At 74.1% G+C, this 20,714-nt stretch carries 20 protein-coding genes; 7 read left to right on the forward strand and 13 right to left on the reverse strand.

Annotated elements, in window-relative coordinates:
* Positions 1–78 precede the first annotated feature (78 nt).
* The gene (locus AB0K36_RS32870; RefSeq protein ID WP_364601192.1) at positions 79–1,026 is read right to left on the reverse strand and encodes an MBL fold metallo-hydrolase; all 948 of its coding nucleotides are present in this window, start codon (positions 1,024–1,026) and stop codon (positions 79–81) included.
* Between the two features lie 162 nt (positions 1,027–1,188).
* Here AB0K36_RS32870 and AB0K36_RS32875 point away from each other — a divergent pair, with 162 nt between their 5' ends.
* Complete coding sequence (locus AB0K36_RS32875; protein ID WP_364601194.1) at positions 1,189–2,334, forward strand: acyl-CoA dehydrogenase family protein; 1,146 nt, start codon at positions 1,189–1,191, stop codon at positions 2,332–2,334.
* Entirely contained in the window at positions 2,334–2,567 is a 234-nt protein-coding gene (locus AB0K36_RS32880) for a DUF6059 family protein (protein ID WP_364601196.1), read from the forward strand. The genes AB0K36_RS32875 and AB0K36_RS32880 overlap by 1 nt, the downstream gene beginning before the upstream one ends.
* Positions 2,568–2,669: 102 nt before the next feature.
* On the opposite strand, the gene AB0K36_RS32885 is transcribed toward AB0K36_RS32880, so the two are convergent.
* From AB0K36_RS32885 to AB0K36_RS32925, 9 genes are all read right to left on the reverse strand, one after another.
* Positions 2,670–3,971 (reverse strand): cytochrome P450, encoded by a 1,302-nt coding sequence (locus AB0K36_RS32885; RefSeq protein ID WP_364601198.1) that lies wholly within the window; start codon positions 3,969–3,971, stop codon positions 2,670–2,672.
* Positions 3,968–5,206, reverse strand: a complete 1,239-nt coding sequence (locus AB0K36_RS32890; protein ID WP_364601200.1) for an acyltransferase family protein — start codon at positions 5,204–5,206, stop codon at positions 3,968–3,970. The genes AB0K36_RS32885 and AB0K36_RS32890 overlap by 4 nt, the downstream gene beginning before the upstream one ends.
* Positions 5,207–5,262: 56 nt before the next feature.
* Positions 5,263–6,894: an FAD-binding oxidoreductase gene (locus tag AB0K36_RS32895; RefSeq protein ID WP_364601202.1), complete on the reverse strand. Its 1,632-nt coding sequence runs from the start codon at positions 6,892–6,894 to the stop codon at positions 5,263–5,265.
* Positions 6,891–8,186, reverse strand: a complete 1,296-nt coding sequence (locus AB0K36_RS32900) for an FAD-dependent monooxygenase (protein WP_364601204.1) — start codon at positions 8,184–8,186, stop codon at positions 6,891–6,893. The genes AB0K36_RS32895 and AB0K36_RS32900 overlap by 4 nt, the downstream gene beginning before the upstream one ends.
* Positions 8,183–8,446: an acyl carrier protein gene (locus AB0K36_RS32905; protein WP_364601224.1), complete on the reverse strand. Its 264-nt coding sequence runs from the start codon at positions 8,444–8,446 to the stop codon at positions 8,183–8,185. The genes AB0K36_RS32900 and AB0K36_RS32905 overlap by 4 nt, the downstream gene beginning before the upstream one ends.
* A gap of 26 nt (positions 8,447–8,472) precedes the next feature.
* Positions 8,473–9,756 (reverse strand): ketosynthase chain-length factor, encoded by a 1,284-nt coding sequence (locus AB0K36_RS32910; RefSeq protein ID WP_364601205.1) that lies wholly within the window; start codon positions 9,754–9,756, stop codon positions 8,473–8,475.
* Positions 9,753–11,021: a beta-ketoacyl-[acyl-carrier-protein] synthase family protein gene (locus tag AB0K36_RS32915; protein WP_364601207.1), complete on the reverse strand. Its 1,269-nt coding sequence runs from the start codon at positions 11,019–11,021 to the stop codon at positions 9,753–9,755. The genes AB0K36_RS32910 and AB0K36_RS32915 overlap by 4 nt, the downstream gene beginning before the upstream one ends.
* Before the next feature lie 11 nt (positions 11,022–11,032).
* Positions 11,033–11,836 (reverse strand): thioesterase II family protein, encoded by an 804-nt coding sequence (locus tag AB0K36_RS32920; protein ID WP_364601209.1) that lies wholly within the window; start codon positions 11,834–11,836, stop codon positions 11,033–11,035.
* Between the two features lie 71 nt (positions 11,837–11,907).
* Positions 11,908–12,729 (reverse strand): AfsR/SARP family transcriptional regulator, encoded by an 822-nt coding sequence (locus tag AB0K36_RS32925; RefSeq protein WP_159682380.1) that lies wholly within the window; start codon positions 12,727–12,729, stop codon positions 11,908–11,910.
* A 292-nt stretch (positions 12,730–13,021) separates the two neighbouring features.
* Here AB0K36_RS32925 and AB0K36_RS32930 point away from each other — a divergent pair, with 292 nt between their 5' ends.
* The 5 genes from AB0K36_RS32930 (at position 13,022) to AB0K36_RS32950 (ending at position 17,470) form a co-directional block, all read left to right on the forward strand.
* Positions 13,022–13,306 (forward strand): phosphopantetheine-binding protein, encoded by a 285-nt coding sequence (locus tag AB0K36_RS32930; protein WP_364601211.1) that lies wholly within the window; start codon positions 13,022–13,024, stop codon positions 13,304–13,306.
* Positions 13,307–13,451: 145 nt separating this feature from the next.
* On the forward strand, positions 13,452–14,534 hold the full coding sequence (locus AB0K36_RS32935; RefSeq protein WP_189473751.1) for an LLM class flavin-dependent oxidoreductase: 1,083 nt from the start codon (positions 13,452–13,454) through the stop codon (positions 14,532–14,534).
* Positions 14,535–14,560: 26 nt separating this feature from the next.
* The gene (locus tag AB0K36_RS32940) at positions 14,561–15,307 is read left to right on the forward strand and encodes a thioesterase II family protein (protein ID WP_364601213.1); all 747 of its coding nucleotides are present in this window, start codon (positions 14,561–14,563) and stop codon (positions 15,305–15,307) included.
* Positions 15,304–16,455 (forward strand): N-methyl-L-tryptophan oxidase, encoded by a 1,152-nt coding sequence (gene solA, locus AB0K36_RS32945; protein WP_364601215.1) that lies wholly within the window; start codon positions 15,304–15,306, stop codon positions 16,453–16,455. The genes AB0K36_RS32940 and solA overlap by 4 nt, the downstream gene beginning before the upstream one ends.
* Before the next feature lie 19 nt (positions 16,456–16,474).
* Positions 16,475–17,470: an AfsR/SARP family transcriptional regulator gene (locus AB0K36_RS32950; protein ID WP_364601216.1), complete on the forward strand. Its 996-nt coding sequence runs from the start codon at positions 16,475–16,477 to the stop codon at positions 17,468–17,470.
* 729 nt (positions 17,471–18,199) lie between these two features.
* On the opposite strand, the gene snaC is transcribed toward AB0K36_RS32950, so the two are convergent.
* From snaC to fabD, 3 genes are read right to left on the reverse strand one after another with little or no spacing between them, the layout of a single operon-like run.
* Entirely contained in the window at positions 18,200–18,730 is a 531-nt protein-coding gene (gene snaC, locus AB0K36_RS32955; protein ID WP_364601218.1) for an NADH:riboflavin 5'-phosphate oxidoreductase SnaC, read from the reverse strand.
* Between the two features lie 29 nt (positions 18,731–18,759).
* The gene (locus tag AB0K36_RS32960) at positions 18,760–19,611 is read right to left on the reverse strand and encodes a 4'-phosphopantetheinyl transferase family protein (RefSeq protein ID WP_364601220.1); all 852 of its coding nucleotides are present in this window, start codon (positions 19,609–19,611) and stop codon (positions 18,760–18,762) included.
* Entirely contained in the window at positions 19,608–20,495 is an 888-nt protein-coding gene (gene fabD, locus AB0K36_RS32965; protein ID WP_364601222.1) for an ACP S-malonyltransferase, read from the reverse strand. Before fabD ends, AB0K36_RS32960 begins: the two co-directional genes overlap by 4 nt.
* Positions 20,496–20,714 lie beyond the last annotated feature (219 nt).

The following is a 20,714-nucleotide window of genomic DNA, read 5'->3' on the forward strand; positions in this document are numbered from 1 at the left end:
ATCGGCGTACGGGCCACCGGCGGACCCCGCACCGAGCAGGCCCGGGGCGCGGCCGCCCCTTCCTCGTGCCGGTGGTGCTCAGGCCAGGCAGCAGGGCAGCCGGCCGTGGTACTCGATCATCTCGCCGAGTGCCGTCTGCATGACGGGCATGGGCAGCCGCTCCGTTGCCGGGGTGCCGTCCAGTTCGGCGTAGGCGCGGTGCAGGTTGGGCACCAGCCGCTCGCTGTCCAGGAGTGTGCCGTAGGGGCCGAGGGCGGCGCCGCGGGCGGCCTCGACCGCGGTGCGGCCCGCCCGGTGGCCCTCGCGGGCCAGTCGCTGGACCAGCCGCAGATAGCCCTCCGTCTGCTCGAACACCTCGGGCCCGGCGACCGGGCCGTGGCCGGGGACGATCGTGGTGGCGCCGAAGGACCGCAGCCGTTCCATGGCCGCCAGGGAGCCGGCGATCGAGCCCATCAGGCAGAACGGTGTCACCCCGTTCATGATCAGGTCGCCGGTGAACAGCACCTTCTGTTCGGGCAGCCACACGACGGTGTCGTTGGAGGTGTGCGCGGGGCCGATGTGCTCCAGCTCGGCGCGCACCGATCCGATGTGCAGGGTGAGGCCGTCGGTGAAGGTGAGGGTGGGCGGCGCGAGTTCGATGTCGCCCCAGTCGACGTCGGGCCACAGGCCGGTCAGGTGCAGCCCGGCGGCGATCATCTCGCTGCGGGTGCGTTCGTGGCCGATGACGAGCGCCTCGGGGAACAGGTGGTTGCCGAAGGCGTGGTCGCCGTGGAAGTGGGTGTTGACGACCGTGCGCGGGGCGCTCCCCCCGTTCAGGGCGAGGGCGGTGGTGCGCAGGTGCCGGGCGCGTGAGTCGGTCGCGGCGGTGTCGACGAGGGCGCTCTCGCCGCCGGAGACGATGACGCCCGCGTTGTTCAGGCACCAGCCGCCGGGCGGCTGGAGGTAGGCGTGGACGCCCGGTGCGACCTCCGTCGCCCGGCCGGGGGGCGCGGGGGCTGGGGCAGGGACGGTGGTGCTGGACGGCACGGCCTCTCCTCACGGCAGACGGCGGGAACAGGCCGATTCTGGTGCGGGCCGCTCGTGGCGCCCTGGACTCTCCAGGCGCATTTGAGCGGATCGCGACCGGCTGGTCAGAGCGTTGCGAGGTGACGGCCCGCCCCGGGCACGCCGAGCGAAGAGGGAGCCCAGATGACCGACGAGTTCCGGCACGGGTCCGGTGTGGCGGACGCCGCGCGCACGGTCGCCCGGCTCGCCGCCGAGCGGGCCGAGCAGGCCGAGCAGGCGCGCCGTGTCGATGCCGATGTGCTGCGCGCCCTGGTCGGGGCGGGTTTCGCCCGGCACTTCGTGCCCGCCGCGCACGGCGGCGCCGCGGCGACGTTCACCGAGCTGGCCGCGGGCATCACCACGCTCGGCGCGCACTGTCCCGCGACCGCGTGGAGCGCGTCGATCGTGGCGAGCCTGTCGCGGATGGCCGCCTACCTTCCCGAGGCCGGCCGCAAGGAGGTCTGGCGGGAGGGCCCCGACACGGTGATCGTCGGCTCCGTCTCCCCGGTGGGCCGGGCCCACGCGGTGGACGGCGGCTGGCGGGTGAGCGGCACCTGGCCGTACGTCAGCGTCGTCGACCACTCCGACTGGGCGCTGGTGACGGCCCCGGCCGCGGCGGGCGGGGGGCGGCCCCGGCCGCGGCTGTTCGCCCTGCCCCGCGGCGCCTATCGCACCGAGGAGACCTGGTCGGACGTGGGGATGCGCGCGAGCGGCAGCAACACGCTGATCGCCGAGGACGTGTTCGTCGCCGACGAGTTGAGCTTCGCCGCGGAGGATCTGCTGACCGGGCGGGCACCGGAGGGCGTGGACGGCTGCCATGCGGTGCCGCTGCCGGCCGTCAACGGCCTGTTCTTCAGCCTGCCGATGCTCGGTGCCGCGGAAGGCGCCCTCGAGCTGTGGTCGGCGTCCGCGGCGCCCAAGCTGGCTTCGGCCTCCTACACCCCGGGCCCCGGCCCGGGGCGCGGCTTCTACGAGGAGACGCTGGCCCGCTGTTCGGGCGAGCTGGACGCGGCCCGCCTGCTGCTGGAGCGGGTCGCCCGCGTCGCGGACCGGGACACGGCGCCCACGCCGCTGGAGACGACCCGCGCGCAGCGCGACTGCGCCCTGGCCGCCGAGATGCTGGTACGGGTCGTGGACCGGCTCTTCGGGGCGTCCGGCACCAGCGGGCACAGCGTGCACAGCCCGCTGCAGCGGCTGTGGCGCGATGTGCACTCGGCGGCCGGGCATGTGGTGCTGCAGCTGGCCCCGGCGGCGGCCGCCTACGCGGGCCGCGCGGCGGGTGGCCGGTGATGGCCGCCCGCCGGTGGCCGGTGCGGGTGGTGCGGCGGTGCCTGCGGCCGGTGTGGCAGGGCCTGGTGGCCTGCGGCGGGGTGTATCTGGCGGGCGAGAGCAGGCGGGCCGCGGCGGAGCGGCCGCCGCTGCTGCTGCGGCCGCCCGCGGGGCATCCGGAGCGGCTGCGGCCGGATGTGCCGCTGACGGCCCTGGAGCGGGCGCTGATGGACGAGTGGCAGCGGGCCGGCTGACCGGCCTGCGGCACATCCGGGGCGCGAAGAAGACAGGGGCCCGGCGGACGGGATGTCCGCCGGGCCCCCTCTGTTTGCCGTGTGCCGTGGTGCGGTGCGCTCCTACCAGCGCAGCAGCAGCTGCCGCGGGCCGCGGACCAGGGAGCCCTGGCGCCACGGGACCTGTTCGGCGGGGACCGCCAGGCGCAGTGCGGGGAAGGCCCGCAGCAGCGAGGCGAGGACCACGCGCAGTTCCAGGCGGGCGAGTTGGGCGCCGGTGCAGTGGTGCGGGCCGTGGCCGAAGGCGACGTGCGGGTTGGGGCTGCGTTCCAGGTCGAGCACGTCGGCGTCGGCGAAGACGCTCTCGTCACGGTTGGCGGAGATCATCGCGGCGATGACCGAGGCGCCCTCGGGAAGGACGGTGCCGCCGATGTCGACGTCCTCGGTCGCCAGGCGGGGCAGCACGTCCCCGCCGCCGAGGGCGATGTAGCGCAGCAGCTCCTCGACGGCGGTGTCCAGGTGCTCGGGGTGGCGCACCAGCCAGGACCACCGGTCGTGCTCGAGCAGCGTGTACACGAAGTTGGAGATCTCGGCGGCGGTGGTCTCGTAGCCGGCGATCAGGAGCGTGCCCGCCAGGCTGATGAGTTCGGCCTCCGTGAGCCGGTCCTCGTCCTCATCGCGTGCGGCGATCATCTGTGACATCAGGTCGTCGCCGGGACGCTCCCGCAGCCGGGCGATGTGCCCGGACAGGTAGGTGCCGAAGGCCTCGCCGACCTGCCGCATCTCCTGCGGGTCGACCGCGCCGTTGCTGAAGGCGACTTCGGCGACCCGCTGGAAGTAGTGCCGGTCGCCGGGCGGGACGCCGAGCAGTTCGCAGATGACCGTCATCGGCAGCGGCATGGAGAAGTGGGCGACCAGGTCGACCGCCTCGCCGCCGGCGGCGCGGGCGCGCAGGCCGTCGATCAGCTCGTCGACGATCGCCTGGATCCGCGGCCGCCGGCGCCGGATGCCGCGCTCGGTGAACGCGGCCGCGACCAGGCGGCGCAGCCGGGTGTGCTCCGGCGGGTCCATCGCCAGCAGATGCCCGGGGGCGGTGACCTCCCGGACGGTGCGGGGCACGTCCTTGCCGACGGTGGCGGCCCGTGAGAACCGCCGGTCGGCGAGGACCTGTTTCACGTCGGCGTACCGGCTGACGAGGTAGCCCTCGCCGCCGTACGGGAGGCGGACCCGCTGGACGGGGCAGTGGGCCCGCAGGCGGGTGAACTCCTGCGGTACCTCCAGCGGCGGGCCGGGCTCGGTGTCGAAGGGGAACGCCGGCACCTGCCCGGCGGCCGCCGGGCAGGTGTCCGCCTGCCCGGCGGCGGCCGGTTCGGGGGCGGTGTCCGCGGGTGCGGGGGCCGCCGGTTCGGGGGCGGTGGTGGTCACGCCGGTTCCTTGGCGGGAGCGGGAGCCGCGGGAGTCGGGGCGGTGGCGGTGGCGGGCCTGGGGGTCACCGTCACGGTCGGGATGCGGCTGCTGCGCGGCCTGCCCAGGCGCAGCATCAGCGGCCGTTCGACGTAGCGGCACAGGAGCAGGCCGAGTGCCTGGGTGACGACCAGGGTGGCCAGCACGATGCCCCAGCCGGCCCAGAGTCCGAACTTGGCGGTGGGGCCGACGACTTCGCGTGCGATGGCGAGGACGGGCCAGTGCACCAGGTAGGTGGCGTACGAGGCGTCGCCGAGGGCGACCCAGCTCTTGCGGGCCATGAACGAGGAGCGGCCGTCGATGTCGCGCAGGGCGATGAGCGGGATGAACAGGCAGACGGTGATGGACATGATGCCGCTGCTGGCGTAGGTGGCGGGCAGGGCGCCGTCGACGGCGAGCCAGACCAGGTAGGTGGCGACGGCGGTGGCGAGGAAGATCCAGCGGCCGCGGATCCTGGGCCACCGGCCGGTCTGCACGATGCGGGCGAGGACGACGCCGAGGAGGAACTCGGGCAGGCGGCTGAGGGGCAGGAAGTAGACCATCCACGCCTGGTCGAAGGAGAGCGGCGCCCAGAACGGCCAGACGGGCCCGCCGACCACGGAGTTGATGACGGCGGGGATGGCGATGACGAGGCCGACCAGCACGGCGAACGCGGCCCACAGGCGGTTGGCCGGGATCTTCAGCAGCGGCCGGATGAACAGCGGCAGGGCGAGGTAGAAGGCGATCTCGCAGGAGACCGACCAGTTGATGCCGTAGACGCTCATCAGGTAGGCGGGGTCGGGGATCCATGCCTGTACCAGGAAGAGGTTGGCGACGGCCGGGCCGACGTCGGTGGGGCCGATCATGGCGAGGGGGCCGACGACGGCGAGCAGGATCAGGGTCAGTGCCCAGATCACGACATGGCCGGGGAAGATCTTCGCGGCGCGGGCGCGCCAGTACCGGCCGAGGCCGTTGCGCCAGGACTCGCCCCAGGTCAGTACGAAGCCGGAGAGGATGAAGAACGACGCCAGGGCGGTGGTGCCGTAGGGCCAGATGTGGCCGAGGTTGTTGACGTACTCGCTCTCGAAGAAGCGGGCGGCGGCGAGGGTGTGGGTCCAGAACACCGCGTTGAAGAGGATGAAGCGGTAGCCGGTGAGCGAGGGGAGTTTCGCTATGCCGGCGGACGATGTCGATGTGGGCGAGGAGGGGACGGACATCCCGGTCGCTCCCGTCGTGTGTGGTGGGTTTCGGGGACTGGTGGGGCGGGTGGTGCTCAGGCGGGGCGGATGGACAGGGTGTGGCGGAAGACGCCGCGCGGGTCCCACTTCGCCTTGATGCGCTGCAGGCGCGGGTAGTTGTCCTTGTAGTAGAGGTGGTGCCAGGGCACCCCGGAGGTGTTCCAGCGGGGGTCCGCCAGGTCGATGTCCGGGTAGTTGATGTAGGCGCCGTCGCTGCCGCGGCCCGGGACGGGCACCCCTCCGGTGGCGGCGAACACGTCCCGGTAGGTGCGGCGCAGCCAGTCGATGTTGACGGTGTCGGCCTCGGGGTCCTGCCAGGTGTTCATGAAGATCACGTTGAGGACGGAGTCGCGGTGCGCGCCGGCCGTGGCACCGGCGGGCAGGGCGTTGGTGCGGCCGCCGTAGGACTGGAGGGACACCGACGCGCTGTCGTTGCGGTGGTCGGTCGCGTTCAGGTGCGTGAAGAGGGCGTCGGTCTGGGCGCGGGTGAGCGCGCGGCGCAGATAGGCCGACTTGATCTTGTGGCGGCCCTTGTCGGTGTCCTGCGACTCGGCGAGGGCGACGGTCGCGGTCAGCCACGGCTCGCTCGCGGTGTCGGTGATGTACGGGGTGACGCCGACACCGTCGGTCAGCGCGCCCACGTAGCGGTCCAGCAGTTCGCGGGCGCCCGGGAGGGTGCCGTCGAGGTGAGTGAAGGCGATGGCGCTCTGCCCGGGGTCGTTGTCCTTCAGCCGGCCGGGCAGCACCAGTCCGCTGTAGAGGCCGGCGTACGGCGAGTCGGCGTCGCTGTTGTCCTCGTGCCAGCGGCCGTGGTTGTGCAGCAGGCGGCCGAAGGCGGCCTGGTCCATGCCGTCGCGGGGGTAGATCACCGCGTTGGAGACGATGGTGGCGGGCGGGCGGGGCAGCAGGTGTGCGGGGTCGTCGCCGTGGGCGTTCGGGGAGCGGAACCAGAAGCGGGTGACGATGCCGAAGTTGCCGCCGCCGCCTCCGGTGTGGGCCCACCACAGGTCGCGGTGCGGGTCGCCGCTTTCGCGGGTGGCGACAACGGCGCGGGCGCGGCCGAAGGCGTCGACGACGACGACCTCGAGCGCGTACAGGTGGTCGGAGGCGAGGCCGAAGGCGCGGCTGAGGGCGCCGTATCCGCCGCCGGTGATGTGGCCGCCGAAGCCGACGGTGGCGCTGGCGCCGCCGGGCAGGGTGACGCCCCAGCCGTAGTAGAGGCTCTTGTACACGTCGATGAGCTGGGCGCCGGCTTCGACCATGTAGGCGCGCCGCTGCGGGTCGTAGGTGACGGCGTTCATGGCGGCGAGGTCGATGACGAGCTGGACGGCCGGGTCGCCGACGACGTTCTCGTAGCAGTGGCCGCCGCTGCGTACGGCGATGCGCCGGCGGCGCCGTACCGCGTCGCCGACGGCGTGGACGACGTCCGCGGTGGTGGTGGGCAGGCAGAAGGCGTCCGGGTGGGCGGTGAAGCGTTTGTTGCTGCCGCGTACCGACAGGGCCGCGTAGCGCGGGTCGTCGGGGGTGACCTGGGCCGCGGGGGCGGGGGCGGGGGCCGGGTCGGTGGCGGCGCGGGCGGCGGGTGCGAGGCCGGCGGTGGTGAGGCCGGCGGCGGCGCCCGCCGTGAGCGCCTGGGCGACGAAACGCCGACGGCTCGGAGCAGTCATGTTGACCGTGCACCTTTCTGGGTGGGTCGGGGGGCGGCGGTGAACAGGTCGGTCCGCACCTGGACGGGTACGGGGCCGAAGGCGATGCGGGAGGTGAGGTGTGCGCCGAGGGGGGTGCGGGTGACCAGGGCGGCGGCGCGGGAGCGCAGGTAGGTGGCGGCGGGGCCGGCGGTGCCGAGGAACGCTTTGGCCTGCAGGCGCTGGACGCGGGTGACCCGGGCGGCGGCGGGTGCCCGCAGCCGCTGGAAGGGGGCGAGCCGTTCGCGGGTGCACGCGCCGGCGGCGAGCGCGTCGAGGAGGACCGGGTGCAGGGTGGCGGCGTCCTGGAGGGCGAGGTTGATGCCCTGGGCGCCGAGCGGGCCGTGGGTGTGGGCGGCGTCGCCGGCCAGGACGAGGCCGTCGCGTACCCATTCCTCGGCGTCGGCGGCGAACACGTCCAGCAGGGCCAGGTCGGACAGGCCGGTGAGGTGTTCGTGCAGGAGGTCGGCCAGTTCGGGGACGGCGGCGGCCAGTTCGTCCCTGATGGGGGCGATGCCGTGGGCGGTGGCCGCCTGCCAGCCGCCGTGCGGCAGGGCCCAGCCGACGCGGAGCCGGTCGGGGTGGGTGTCGTGGACGAGTACGGCGGTGCCCGCGGCGCGGTGGATGCGGACGTGTCCGGTGGCGCGGCCGGGCGCGGGCAGGGTGAACCAGACGATGTCCTGGTCGAACGCCTCGCGGCGGCCGGCGCCGATGCCGGCCAGGGTGCGGGTCCTGGAGAAGCGTCCGTCGGCGGCGACGACCACCCGGGCGGGCACGGTGGTGCGCGCTCCGGCGGGGCCGGTGAACACCGCCCCGGTGCAGCGGCCGCCCTCGTCGCGCAGGGCGCTGACGCGGTGGCCGGGCAGGTGGGTGAAGCCGGGCAGCCGGTGGCAGGCGGCGAGGAGTTCTTCGAGCAGGTGGCGCTGGGGCAGGGCCAGGAGACGGCCGTAGGGGGGATCGAGGCGCCGGTAGTCGATGTCGAGCAGGACGCGGCCGCGTTCGAGGACCTGGAAGCCGTTGAGGGTGCGGGCGCCGCGACGGGTGGCGCCGTCCAGCACGCCGAGCTGGTCGAGGATGCGCTGGCCGCCGGGCTGGAGGATCTCGCCGTGGAAGTCGCGCCGGTAGGTGGTCGACTTCTCGGCGAGGGTGACCTGCGTCCCGGAGCGCAGCAGCATCAGGGTCAGGGCGAGCCCGGCCGGGCCGGCGCCGACGACGAGGACGTCGGCGGGCCCGGGGGCGGGCCCGGTCGCCCTGTCCGGCCCGGCCGGTCTCACACCGCGGTCCGCGCGGACAGGGCCCGGTTGACCAGGGCCAGGTAGTCGCGGGGGGTCTCCGCCTCGTCGAGGCCCTCCTCGTCGAGCATGACGTCGTAGTCGCGTTCGATGCGGCCGGTGGTCTGCAGCAGGGCCAGCGAGTCGTAGCCGAGGGCGAGGAAGGGGACGTCGAGGACGTCGCCGTCGAGGTCGACGCCTTCCTCGACGCCGGCGCACTCGCGCAGCAGGGCCTTCAGGTCGTCCAGTTCCAGGTGGTCCATGGCGTCTGTCTCCTCTTCCACGTGTGTCACTGCGGTCCGGGGCCCTGGCTGAGTACGGCCGCGGAGTTGAATCCGCCCCGGCCGCGGGCGAGGACCAGCGCGTTGCGCAGCCTCATGCCGTGGCGGGGGGCGGTGACCAGGTCGATGGGGCAGTCGTCGGCGGGGTGCCGGGTGCCGGTGGTCGGCGGGATGACCTGGTCGCGCAGGCTGAGCAGGGCGGCGGCCACGTCCAGGGGGGCGCCGCCGGCCAGCAGCCGGCCGGTCATGGTCTTGGGGGCGGTGACCGGTACGCCGTGCGGGCCGAACAGGGCGGCGAGGGCGGTGGCTTCGGCCCGGTCGGCGTCACGGGTGCCCGCGGCGTCGGCGAAGACGACGTCGATCTCGTCGGGGCGCAGGCCGGCGTCGGTGAGGGCGAGGCGGGCGGCGTCGGCCAGGCGGTCGGTGCCGGGGCCGTCGAAGGTGGCGGCGTATCCCGCGAAGGTGCCGTAGGTGCGGGCGCCGCGGGCGCGGGCGGCGGTGCCGTTCTCGAGGACGAACAGGGCGCCGCCCTCGCCGACGATGTGGCCCGAGGCGGCCGGGTCGAAGGGCAGGTAGGCGCGGGCCGGGTCGGTGACGGTGCTCATGGAGCCGCCGGCCAGGTGGGCGGCCCAGCCCCAGGGGCACAGTGCGGAGTCGACACCGCCGCTGATCATGAGCCGGCTGCCCTTGCGGATCCGGCGGCGGGCCTGGGCGAGGGCGTCGAGGCCGCCGGCCTGTTCGGTGACGACGACGCCGCTGGCGCCGCGCAGGCCGTGCCGGATGGAGATCTGGCCGGTGTTGACGGCGTAGAACCAGGCGAAGGACTGGTAGGCGCTGACGTGCTGGCCGCCTTTGCTCCACAGGGCCTGCAGTTCGCGCTGGCCGAACTCGAAGCCGCCGGCGGAGCTGGCGGTGACCACGCCGGCGCCGTAGTCCGGCAGGGCGGCCAGGTCCTGGCCCCAGTCGGCCAGGGCTTCTTCGGCGGCGGCCAGCGACAGGCGGGTGACGCGGTCGGTCTGGGGCAGCAGCCGGCTGGGCAGGTGGTCGGCGTCGACGAAGCCGTCGATCTCGCCGGCGAGGCGTACCGGGTAGCGGGTGGCGTCGAAGCGGGTGAGGGGGCCGATGCCGCTCTCGCCGGCGAGGACGGCCTGCCACCAGGCCTCTGTGCCCAGTCCGTTGGGTGCGGTGACGCCGATGCCGGTGACGACGGTGGCGGTGGTGCGCGCGGTGGTGGCCTGCGCGGGCCGCACGGTGTGCTCGGTGGCCCGGTGTTCGGCCAGGGCCGTGGTCATGCTGCCTCCTGAAGTCGCGGCCTGGTCAGGACGATGGCGCTCTGGAAGCCGCCGAAGCCGCTGCCGACGCTGAGGACCGTGTCGGTGCGCTGTTCGCGGGCGGTGAGGGGGGTGTAGTCGAGGTCGCAGGCCGGGTCCGCCTCGTGCAGGTTCGCCGTCGGGGGGACGGTGTTGTGCTCGATGGCCAGGGCGCTGGCGGCGACCTCGAGTGACCCGATCGCGCCGAGGGAGTGTCCGATCATCGATTTGATGGAGCTGACCGGGACGGTGCGGGCGTGGTGGCCGAGGCTGCGTTTGAAGGCGGCGGTCTCGTGCCGGTCGTTCTGCTTGGTGCCCGAGCCGTGGGCGTTGATGTAGTCGACGGCGGTGGGGTCCAGGCGTGCCTCGTCGAGGGCGGCGGTGATCGCCTCTGCCATCTCGGCGCCGTCGGCCTTCAGGCCGGTCATGTGGTAGGCGTTGCTGCGGCCGGCGAACCCGGAGATCTCCGCGTACACGTGGGCGCCGCGGCGGCGGGCGTGTTCGAACTCCTCCAGCACCAGGACGGCCGAGCCTTCGCCGAGGACGAACCCGTTGCGGGTGCGGTCGAAGGGGCGGGAGGCGGTGGCCGGGTCGTCGTTGCGGGGGCTGGTCGCCTTGATGGCGTCGAAGCAGGCGACGGTGATCGGCGAGATGGGTGCTTCGGTGGCGCCGGTGACCATGACGTCGGCGCTGCCCTCGCGGATCAGGTCGACGGCGTGGCCGATGGAGTCCAGGCCGGAGGTGCAGCCGGTGGAGATGAGGGAGACGGGGCCCTGGGCGCCGGTGGCGCGGGCCACTTCGGCGGCCAGCGAGCTGGGCACGAAGTAGTCGAAGAGGTGGGCGACGGCCCGTGTGTGGTCGACCTCCCAGGCCGAGCCCTGTTCGCTGACGACCCCGTACTCGTCGTCGAGTCCGGTGGTGCAGCCGACGGCGCTGCCGAGGGTGACGCCGGTGCGCAGCGGGTCGGGCAGGTCCGCGGGCAGGCCGCTGTCGGCGAGCGCCTCGCGGGCGCTGACGAGGGCGAACTGGGCGGCCCGGTCCAGGCGGGCGGCCTCGGCGGGGCCGAAGCCGTGCGCGGCGGCATCGAAGTCGGCCTCGGCCGCGATGCGGGAGCGGTAGGCGGATGCGTCGAACAGGGTGATGCCGCGGGTGGCGGTGCGTCCCGCGGTGAGCGTGTCCCAGAAGTTCCGGGTGCCCACGCCGCCGGGGGCGACGACGCCTATGCCGGTGATGACGACCCGTCTCATCGCCTGGTCCCTCACAGTTGTCCTCCAGATAGGGGCGCGGTGCGCCGCGCCACACGGCAGGCCCGCCCGATGAGCCGGGGGATCTCCCGGCCGCGTACGAAGAAGTGGTCGCCCGGGACGGTGCGCCGCACCAGCGGGCCGGTGGTCCAGCGCCGCCAGCCGTCCATCGCCTTCGCGTCCACCACACGGTCGCTTTGGCCGTCGACGGCCAGGACCGGCACCGGCAGGGGGCCTCCGGTGGCGGGGTCGTTGGCGGCGGCGCGCAGGTCGGCGCCGAGCCGCAGGTCGTCCCGCAGGACGGGCAGCACCGTGCGGTGCCACACGCTGTCCGGGTCGGCGAGCAGGCCGGTGGGTGCGGAGCCCAGGTCGCCGAGGAAGCTGAGGAGCCGCTCGTCGCTCAACTCGCCGCTGTGGTGGGCCAAGACCGCGTGCGGCGGCGGGCAGGCGCCGACCGCGAGGAGCACGGGAGGCGGCAGGCCCTTGTCGGTCAGGGCCCGGGCGAGGGTGTAGGCGACCATGCCGCCCAGGCTGTGCCCGTACAGGACGTAGGGGCCGTGGTGCGCGGCGTCGGCCAGGACGCCGAGCAGGTCCTCGAGCAGTGCGGTGCGTGTGGTCGGGCGCCGTTCGTGGCGCCGGGAGTCACGGCCGGGCAGCAGCATCGGGCGGATGTCGATGTCCGGGCCCGACCGGGTCGGCCAGCGGGCGAAGCCGGTGACCCCGGCGCCGGCGTGCGCGAAGCAGTACAGCCGCAGGGGTGGGCGGCCCGCCGGGGCGGGGCCGCCTCCCGCGGCTGCTGTGTGCACGGATCCGTTCATGGGCACCGACCTTCGCGGACGGGCCTGGAGAACGGCTCGAATCAGCCAACCACCGCCCCCGCGCCGGTGGTTCAGGCCGCGTACAGGTTGAAGGTGGAGGTGCGCCGGGGGGTGGAGGACACGTCGAGCTGCGGGTCGACGGCGAGCATCGCCTGGTGCAGGCGCTGCAGTTGCGGCGAGGGCTCCACGCCGAGCTCGTCGATCAGCCGCCGGCGCAGCCGGTGGAAGACGTCGAGCGCGGTGGCCTGGCGGCCGGAGCGGTAGAGCGCCACCATCGCCTGCGAGTGCAGCCCCTCGTGCTGGGGGTGACGGGCGATCAGGTCGGTGAGTTCGGCGATCACTTCGACGTGCCGGCCCAGCCGCAGATCGGCGTCGATCCGCCGCTCGCGGGTGACGAGTCTGCTCTCCTCCAGCCGCATGACCTCTATCTCCAGGATCGGGCCGACGCGTACGTCGACCAGTGCGGTGCCCTGCCACAGTTCCAGCGCCTGCCGGTAGGTGCGGGCGGCGCGTTCGTCCTCGCCGTCGTCGAAGGCCTGCTGGCCCTCGGCGACGAGGCGCTCGTACTCGTGGACGTCGACGGCCTCGGGCGGGATCTGCAGCAGGTAGCCGCCGTGCCGGGTGGCCAGCACGTCCTTCGCGGTGCCCGGGACGTCGGGTCCCATGGCGGTGCCCAGCCGGCGGCGCAGCTGGAGAATGTATGTCTGGAGTGTGGTGAGTGCGCTCAGCGGCAGTTCGGTGCCCCAGATCTCCTCCATGAGTGTGGGCACGGGCATGACCCGGCCCGGGTAGAGGGCGAGCAGCGCCAGGATCTGCCGCGGCTTGCCCGCCGTAGGAACGATCGACATCCCGTTGACGTGGCCACTCAGCGGACCCAGAACCTGAATCTTCATGGTTTCCTCCGTACCTCGACGGCCTGCGCTCGGCTTCCGAGCCGGTTGACGAATCGGTATCCGAGGCGCGGTCGATATTGCGCCACTGGGGACCCGCTGTCCTTTCTTCACTATCCATGGACGAGATGCACCGTAGCTTCTTTCGACCGGGCTCCCCGAGTAATCTCCAGCCGCTGTCGAGCAGTTCTCCGCCGGGCAGTGCCTGACGCGGCACTGACAGATGGCTGACCACCTGAACGGCAATAGTGAAGCGCCTTCCTCAGCGTCGGGCGGCGCTGTTACTTTCGGCGGCATGGAGACGTATTCGGAGCGTGAGGTGCCGCCGGGAGCGGATCCGCTGACCCGGCAGCTGCTGCGGCAGATGGTCGCCGGCTGTCTGCGGCTGGAGCCGGCGGAACTGCCGGACGACGACGAGGACCTGGTCGACCACGGGCTGGACTCGATCAGCACCATGCGGCTCATCTCCGCGTGGCACCGGCGCGGCATCGAGGTCGGCTTTCCGGAGTTGATGGCCCGTCCGACGCTGGGGCACTGGTGGACGCTGCTTTCCCAGGAGCGTTCGCCGCGCACGCCCTGAAAACAACTCAAGGCCCCTCATACGGCGACTGGAGTCCCGCTCGCGCGCCCCGCACAGTCCGCCCGCACCGTCTAAGGTCCGATAGTCGAAGAGTTGTACCAGGCTTTTTCGTGAAGCCGGAATCGGATCACCGGACGGAGCCCCCATGGAATTCGGCGTCAACTTCTTCCCGGTCGTCGACCCGGTCAAGAAGAGTGCGAGCACCTATTACGAAGAAAGTCTTCAGCTGGTCGAGCTGGCCGAGGCGCTGGACTTCGAGCACGTCCAGACGGTCGAGCACTACGGCTCCCCCTACGGCGGCTACAGCCCCGACCCGGTGGTGTTCCTGACGGCCGCCGCCGCGCGCACCAGCCGCATACGGCTGGTGACCGGCGCGGTGATCGCCTCGTTCGCGCATCCGGTGCAGCTGGCGGCGCGTCTGGCGCTGCTGGACAACCTGTGCCACGGGCGGCTGGACGTGGGCTTCGGACGCGGTTTCCTGCCGGACGAGTTCGAGCTGTTCAACGTGCCCATGGAGGAGAGCCGGACCCGTTTCACGGAGGTCGTCGAGGCGTGTGTGGCGCTGTGGAGCGGGCAGGAGGTCCGCTTCGAGGGCGAGGTGCACCGCTTCGGGCCGGTCACCGGATATCCCCGGCCCTATCAGCGGCCGCACCCGCCGGTGTTCGTGGCGTCCGCGACCAGCGCCGCCTCGTGCGCGCTCGCCGGTGAGCGGGGCCACCACCTGCAGGTCGTGCCCTCGGTCACCAGCCAGGAGCAGCTGACGCAGATGACGGCCGCCTACCGGGCGGCGCGGCAGGCCGCGGGCCATGAGGGCCCGGGCCGTATCCAGATCAAGTACACCTGCTACCTCGGTGAGGACCGGGCCGAGGTGCTCGCGGACGCGGCCGCGTGCGAGCGCAACTACGTGGAGCAGATGGCGGCGGCGGTCGCGTCCTGGGCGGGCGCGCGTTCGGAGCAGTACCCCGGCTACGAGCAGTTCGCCGACAAGGCCCGCTCCTACGACTTCGACACGGCGCTGGCGGCGAACAAGGTCCTGGCCGGCACGCCGGACGACGTGCGCGGCCAGGTCGCGACGATCCGCGACTGGTACGGCGACGACATCTGCCTGAGCCTGCAGTTCAACCCGGGCCCGCTGCCCTACGAGCGGGCCGAGCGGGCCATGGAACTGTTCGCCCGGCATGTCGCCCCCGCCTTCACCGGCGACGTCGCGGCCGTGGCCGCCGCGTGAACGCGGCCGGATCCGAGGGGGCGTCCATGTACGGCACCGGTGACGGGCTGCGGCTGTTCGTGTTCCACCACGCGGGCGGCTCGCACCTGCTCTACCGCGACTGGCCCCGGCTGCTGCCCGCCTCGTGGGACGTGCGGCTGCTGGACGCGCCCGGCCGTGGACGGCTCACCGGCGAGCCGCAGATCGACGACGCCAGGGCGCTGGCCGCGTTCTTCCGGCGCCGTCTCGCCGCCGATCTGAGCGGCCCGTTCGCGTTCTTCGGACACAGCATGGGCGCCCTGATCGCCTACGAGCTGACCCAGCAGCTGGCCGCGGAGGGCGTCCGGCTGCCGGTGTGGCTGGGGCTGTCCGCGCGCGGCGCGCCGCGCCCGCAGGGCGAGGGCACCCGCCGCCACGCCCTGCCCGACGAGGAACTGCGGCTGCACCTGGCCGCGATGGGCGGCACACCGCTGGAGGTCCTGAAGGACCCGGACCTGTGGGAGATGTTCGCGCCCGCGCTGCGCAACGACCTGAAGCTGGTGGAGAACTGGCGACCGCAGCCCGGCGCGCCGGACCTGCGGATGCCGGTGAACGTGTACGGCGGTCACGGCGACGTCGTCGTCGCGCCGGAGCGGCTGGCCGGCTGGGAGCAGCACGCGCGGCGCTTCATGGGGCTGCGGATGTTCGACGGCGGGCACTTCTACTTCCAGGCCGATCCCGTCCCGCTGCTGGGGCACGTCGCCCGTGACGCGAGCGCCGCGCTCGCCGCGGCCCGGGCGGTGGATCCGGCGTGAGCGGCACGGAAGCGGACGCGGACGTCGTGGTCGTCGGGCTCGGCGCGTGGGGCGCGTGCGCCCTGTGGCAGCTGGCCGGGCGCGGGGTGAAGGTGATCGGCGTCGAACAGTACGGCCTGGCCAACGCCTACGGCTCCTCGCACGGGGAGAGCCGGATGTTCCGCACCGCGTGCCTGGAGCACCCCGGGCTGGTGCCGCTCGCCCGGCGGTCCCGGCAGCTGTGGCAGGAGCTGGAGCGGGAGACGGGCACCCATCTGCTCGATCCGACCGGGGCGATGCTGATCGGCCCGCCCGACGGGCGGATCGTGGGCGGTGCGCTGCGGGCCGCGCGGGAACACGCCCTGGACATCGAGGTCCTCGACCGGCGGGCGCTGCACCGCCGGGCGCCCGCCCATCAGGCGCTGGCGCCCGGTGACGTCGGCGTCGTCGAACCGGCGGGCGGGCTGACGCTGCCCGAGATGACGATCCGGGCGGCGGTCGGCGCGGCCCGGGCCGCGGGCGCCGGTGTGCTGACCGACACCCGGGTCACGGCGCTGGAGTTCACCGCCGCGGGTGTCGAGGTGCACACGGCCGCCGGCGGTGTGCTGCGGGCCGGGCAGGCGGTGGTGACCGCCGGGCCGTGGCTGGCCCGGCTGGTGCCGTCGCTGCCGCTGGAGGTGGTGCGGATGCCGACGACGTGGTTCACCCCCGCCGAGCCCGGCGAACGGTTCACGCTGCGCCGGCTTCCGGTGTTCATGCGCGAACTGGCGGGCGGGGACGTCATCTGGGGGCACGGGGTGCTGCCCGGAGGCACCGAGCTCAAGCTGGGCCTGGAGGACGGCGGCCGGCACTTCGCCACCGTCGACCCCGACGCGGTGGACCGCTCCGTGTCGCCCGACGACTGGAGCGTGCTGGCCGGGCATCTGGCGAGCGCGGTGCCGGGGGCCGGCACGGCGCCCTCGAGGGCGGTGGCGAACATCTACGCCCGCACGCCCGACGGGCAGTTCGTCATCGGCCGGCCCCGGCGCGATCCGCGGCTGCTGGTCGCGGGCGGCTGCAGCAGCCACGGCTTCAAGCACTCCACGGGCATCGGCGAGGCGGTGGCCGACCTGGCGCTGGGCAAAGAGCCGGCCGTGCCGCTGGGCTTCACCGACCCCGACCGCTTCTAAAGGGACGTGCGAGGAAGAGATGAAGTTCCGCATTCTCGGTCCGGTGGAAGTCCACGACGAGCGAACCGGTGTGAGGATCCTTCCCACGGGCGCCAAGCAACGCGCCCTGCTGGGCGCGCTCGTGGTCAAGTCGGGGCAGATCGTGTCCGTGCACCGGCTGATCGACGAACTGTGGGGCGAACAGCCGCCGGCGAACGCGACCAACGCCCTGCAGGCGCATGTGGCGCGGCTGCGGCGGCTGCTGCCGGTGCCCGAGCCGGGCTCCGGCGAGCCGCACCACGAGTGGATCGTGACCCGCTCCCTCGGCTACGTCCTGCGGCTGGGCCGCGCCGGCACCGACGCCGACCGCTTCCACCGGCTGGCCGCCCAGGGCCGGGCCGCCGCCGCCACCGACCCCGAGCAGGCCGCCGAACTACTGCGCCAGGCCCTGGCGCTGTGGCGGGGGCCCGCGCTGGAGGGCAGCGTGCTGGGCGACATCTGCGCGGCGGAGGCGGCCCAGCTGGAGGAGAACCGGCTGACCGCCCTGGAGGCCCTGTACGACGCGTGCCTGCGGGCGGCCCGTCACGGTGAGATCACCGGCGAGCTCGAGGAACTGACGACCGACCACCCGATGCGGGAACGTTTCTACGACCTGCTGATGCTCGCCCTGTACCGGTGCGGGCGGCAGGCCGAGGCGTTGAGCGTGTACGACCGGGCCCGCAGACGCCTGGTGCACGAACTGGGCGTCGAACCGGGCCCCGCGCTACGGGGCCGGATGGAGGCGATCCTCCAGCACGACCCGCAACTGGCCGCGCCCGGCCCGGCCGGGCAGCTCGCCCGCGTCCACCCCATGCCCCTCCCGCCGGCGCCCGCGCCCGCCGCGCCGGGAACGGCGGGCGGCCCGGACGCCACGGTGCTGAACCTGACCGGGGAGATCGCCCGGCTCCGCAGCCGCATCGAGCACCTCTCCCTCGAACAGGAGGCCCTGATGCGCCGCTTCGACCAACTGGTCGCCAACCCGGCGTCGGGCCACTAGCGCCTGTCCCGGCCTCGCCGGGCAGCCCGCCGGGCCGGCTGCCCGGCGGGCTGTGCCATGGTGCGGCAACCCGGGCAGCGGGTACCGCCGGCGCGAGCACGGGGGGGCGGCCCGGCTGCGCTCCCGGCGGTCGGGGCGGGATGCGCACCGGAGCGGGACGGGCAGGGCGGAACAGGGGGTGGCCGGGGGTCAGGGCGGCGTGGGCGCACCAGCCGGTGTGCCCGGCCCGGTCAGCGGCAGCCCGCGGGAGCAGACCGGCGTCCGCCGGCACGTCAACGGCCCTACGGCAGACGGCAGTCCCCACGGCAGAAGCCCAACACCGGCCCGAGGCGACGGTCCGGCAATTCGCCGGCACGTCAACCGCCCTACGGCAGACGGCAGTCCACACCGTGGCCGCCCCCACGGCAGCAGCCAGGACGCCGGCCGGGGTGACGGCCCGCGGCAGCAGGCGTCGCGAGCAACGCATCCGGGGCGGTGGCACCGGCGCCGCTCCGTCCGGCGGTGGGCCGACGGGCCCGCGGCGACCGCAGCGGCACGCCGGTGGGCCGGAGGCCGGCGGCGTGCCGTGGCAAGCAGAGCGGCGCCGGGCACGGTGGCAACGGCCTTTGGGCAGGAGCGTGGACGCCGGCCGGGGCGCGCCCCGCGGCAGCACCGCGCCGGGCACCGTCCGCTCCCGGCAGGCGGGGCAGCACAGCCAGAAGCACCGCCTGGGCCCGGCGGGCCGGCGGGTCAGGCGAGGGCCGGGGTGGTGGGGGTCGGGGTGTGGAAGTCGCGGCGGTACCACAGCAGTGGGGGCTTCGCCGGGTCGCCGGTGCGGATCTCCACGGGGGTGCCGAGCACCAGGTCGTGGTCGCCGGCGCGCACCACGTTTGTGGTGCGGCAGCGCAGGACGACCTTGGCGTCCGGCAGGTAGGGCACCCCCGTACCGTCCCAGGCGGCGAACTCGCCGCCCGCGAACCGGTCGGCGCCGTGCGTCGCGCACCTCTTGGCGACGGCGCGCTGGTCCTCGCCGAGGATGCTGACGCAGAACTCGGCGGCGGCGGCCATCGCCGTGTGGCAGCTGGAGGTGAGCGCGATGCCCACCATCACCAGCGGCGGGTCCAGCGATACGGAGACCACCGAGCCGGCGGTGAAGCCGTGGCGGCGTCCGGCCGCGTCAAGGGTGGTGACGACGGTGACGGGCGAGGCCAGCTGCGCCATCGCGTCGCGGAAACTCTGCGGGCCGACCGCGGGCCGTGCCGGGTCGTCGGCTCCTGTCACTGGTGCTCCTTCCGTTGGTGGTTGCCGCCTCAGCGGGCGGCGCCGGCCAGTGCCGGCAGGGCGCGGTGCCCGGTGGGCAGCTCCGCTTCGCGGGGGGCGGCGCGGCCCCAGGGGAAGCCGTCGTGGATCAGCAGCCGGTCCGGCGGCGCGGTGCCGTCGGCGCCCTTTTCCACGGCGAGCGACACCAGTACCTGGGGGCGCGGCTCGAGTTCGGTGAACAGCCAGCGGTCCGCCCTGTCGCCCTCGGGCGGGCGGAAGCCCAGTACCCCGCGGTCCTCGGCGAGTTCGAAGGCGAACGAGTCGAACGGCAGCCCCAGCCCCAGACCGCGGGCCTTGGCGTAGGCCTCCTTCAGCGTCCACAGCCGCAGCGTGGCCCGGTCGCGCCGGCTGCCGTGGGCGATCGCGGCGAGGTGGGCGCGCTCTTCGGGGGCGAAGCTCTCCACGATCCAGTCCAGGCCGCGTTCGCCGCCCCGGTCGAGCCGTTCGACGTCGATGCCGACCCTGCGGTCGCGGGCGACGGCGACGACGTTGCAGCCGTGGGCGTGCGACAGGTTGAAGTCCAGTTCGGCCTCCGGGCCGCGGGACCGGCCGTGCGGCGGCGGTGACTGGAGGAAGGGGCGGCCGCGCGAGGACCGCCAGATCGTGGCCTCCGCCTCCGGGATGCCGGTCTGCAGGGACAGCACCCGCCGCACCAGCGCGTGGGCGACCAGGTACTGGCGGCGGTCCCGCTCGAAGAGGAACCGGCCGGCGATCTCGCGCTCGTGCTCGTCCAGCCAGTGGCCGGCCAGCAGCGTGCTGGTCGCCTCGTCGAGGGCCTCGTTGAGGCAGAACCAGATCTGGACCGTGCCGCGGCCGGCGCCGGTGGCGCCCGTCGGGGTCATCGGGCCCCCGCGGGCACCCGCTCGCGCCGTATCTGGCGGAGCATGCCCGCCAGCACGTTGCCGGTGCCGATCTCGGTGAACTCCGGATCGTCGCCGTAGTGCCCGTCGAGGAGCGCCTCGACGGTCTCGTGCCAGCGCACCGGCTGGTGGATCTGCTGCAGCAACAGCTCGCCGACCGCCTCGTCGGTGTAGGGGCGGGCGGTGGCGTTGGCGATGACGGGGAAGGCGAGCGGGCCGAACACGGTCCGTTCCACGACCGGGTACAGCTCCTCGGCGGCCGGGGCCATGTAGCGGGAGTGGAAGGGGCCGCTGACGGCGAGGCGGCGCACCATGCGGGCGCCCGCGTCCTCCAGGATCGGGCCCGCCTCCTCCAGGTCCGCCACCGGGCCGGCGAGGACGATCTGGGCGCCGGTGTTCAGGTTGGCCAGGTCCAGGGAGGCGAACCCGGCGCGCAGCAGCAGGAAACGCAGCTGCGTCTCGGGCAGGCCGACGACCGCGCTCATGCCGCCACCCTCGATGCGGGCCATCGCGGCGGCCCGGGCGGCGACCAGGCGCAGCCCGTCGGCGAACCCGAACGCGCCCGCGGCCTCGAGGGCGTTGTACTCGCCGAGGCTGTGCCCCACGGCCACGTCCGGGCGGACGCCGGTGTCCTCGAGCGCCGCGCGGTGGGCGAGGGCGTTGACGGCGAACATCGCCGGCTGGGTGTAGCGGGTGTTGCCGAGCTGTCCCTCGGGGTCCTCCAGGCACAGCCGGCGCAGGCTGTAGCCGAGCACGTCGCCGGCCTGCTGCTCCAGGTCGGGGAAGCGGTCGAACAACTCCCGTCCCATACCGACGCGCTGGGCGCCCTGGCCGGGGAACATCAGGATCCGGGTCAAGGTGATCACTGCCTTCTGGGTAGTGCGGAAGTCGGTGTCCGGGTTCGGTGGTCCAGCCCCGGGGGCCGGGTGGTCCGGACCCGGGGCCGGGCGCCGGGGTCCCCGCAGGGTCGGGGGCCGGGGTTTCCGGGGTCCGGGTCCCGGGTCCCGGGTTTCGGGTCCCGGGTCCCGGGTCCCGGGTTTCGGGTCCCGGGTCCCGGGTCCCGGGTTTCGGGTCCCGGGTCCCGG

Origin of the sequence: Streptomyces kurssanovii, from assembly GCF_040677245.1 — a bacterium.
GTDB classification, from domain to species: Bacteria; Actinomycetota; Actinomycetes; order Streptomycetales; family Streptomycetaceae; genus Streptomyces; species Streptomyces kurssanovii.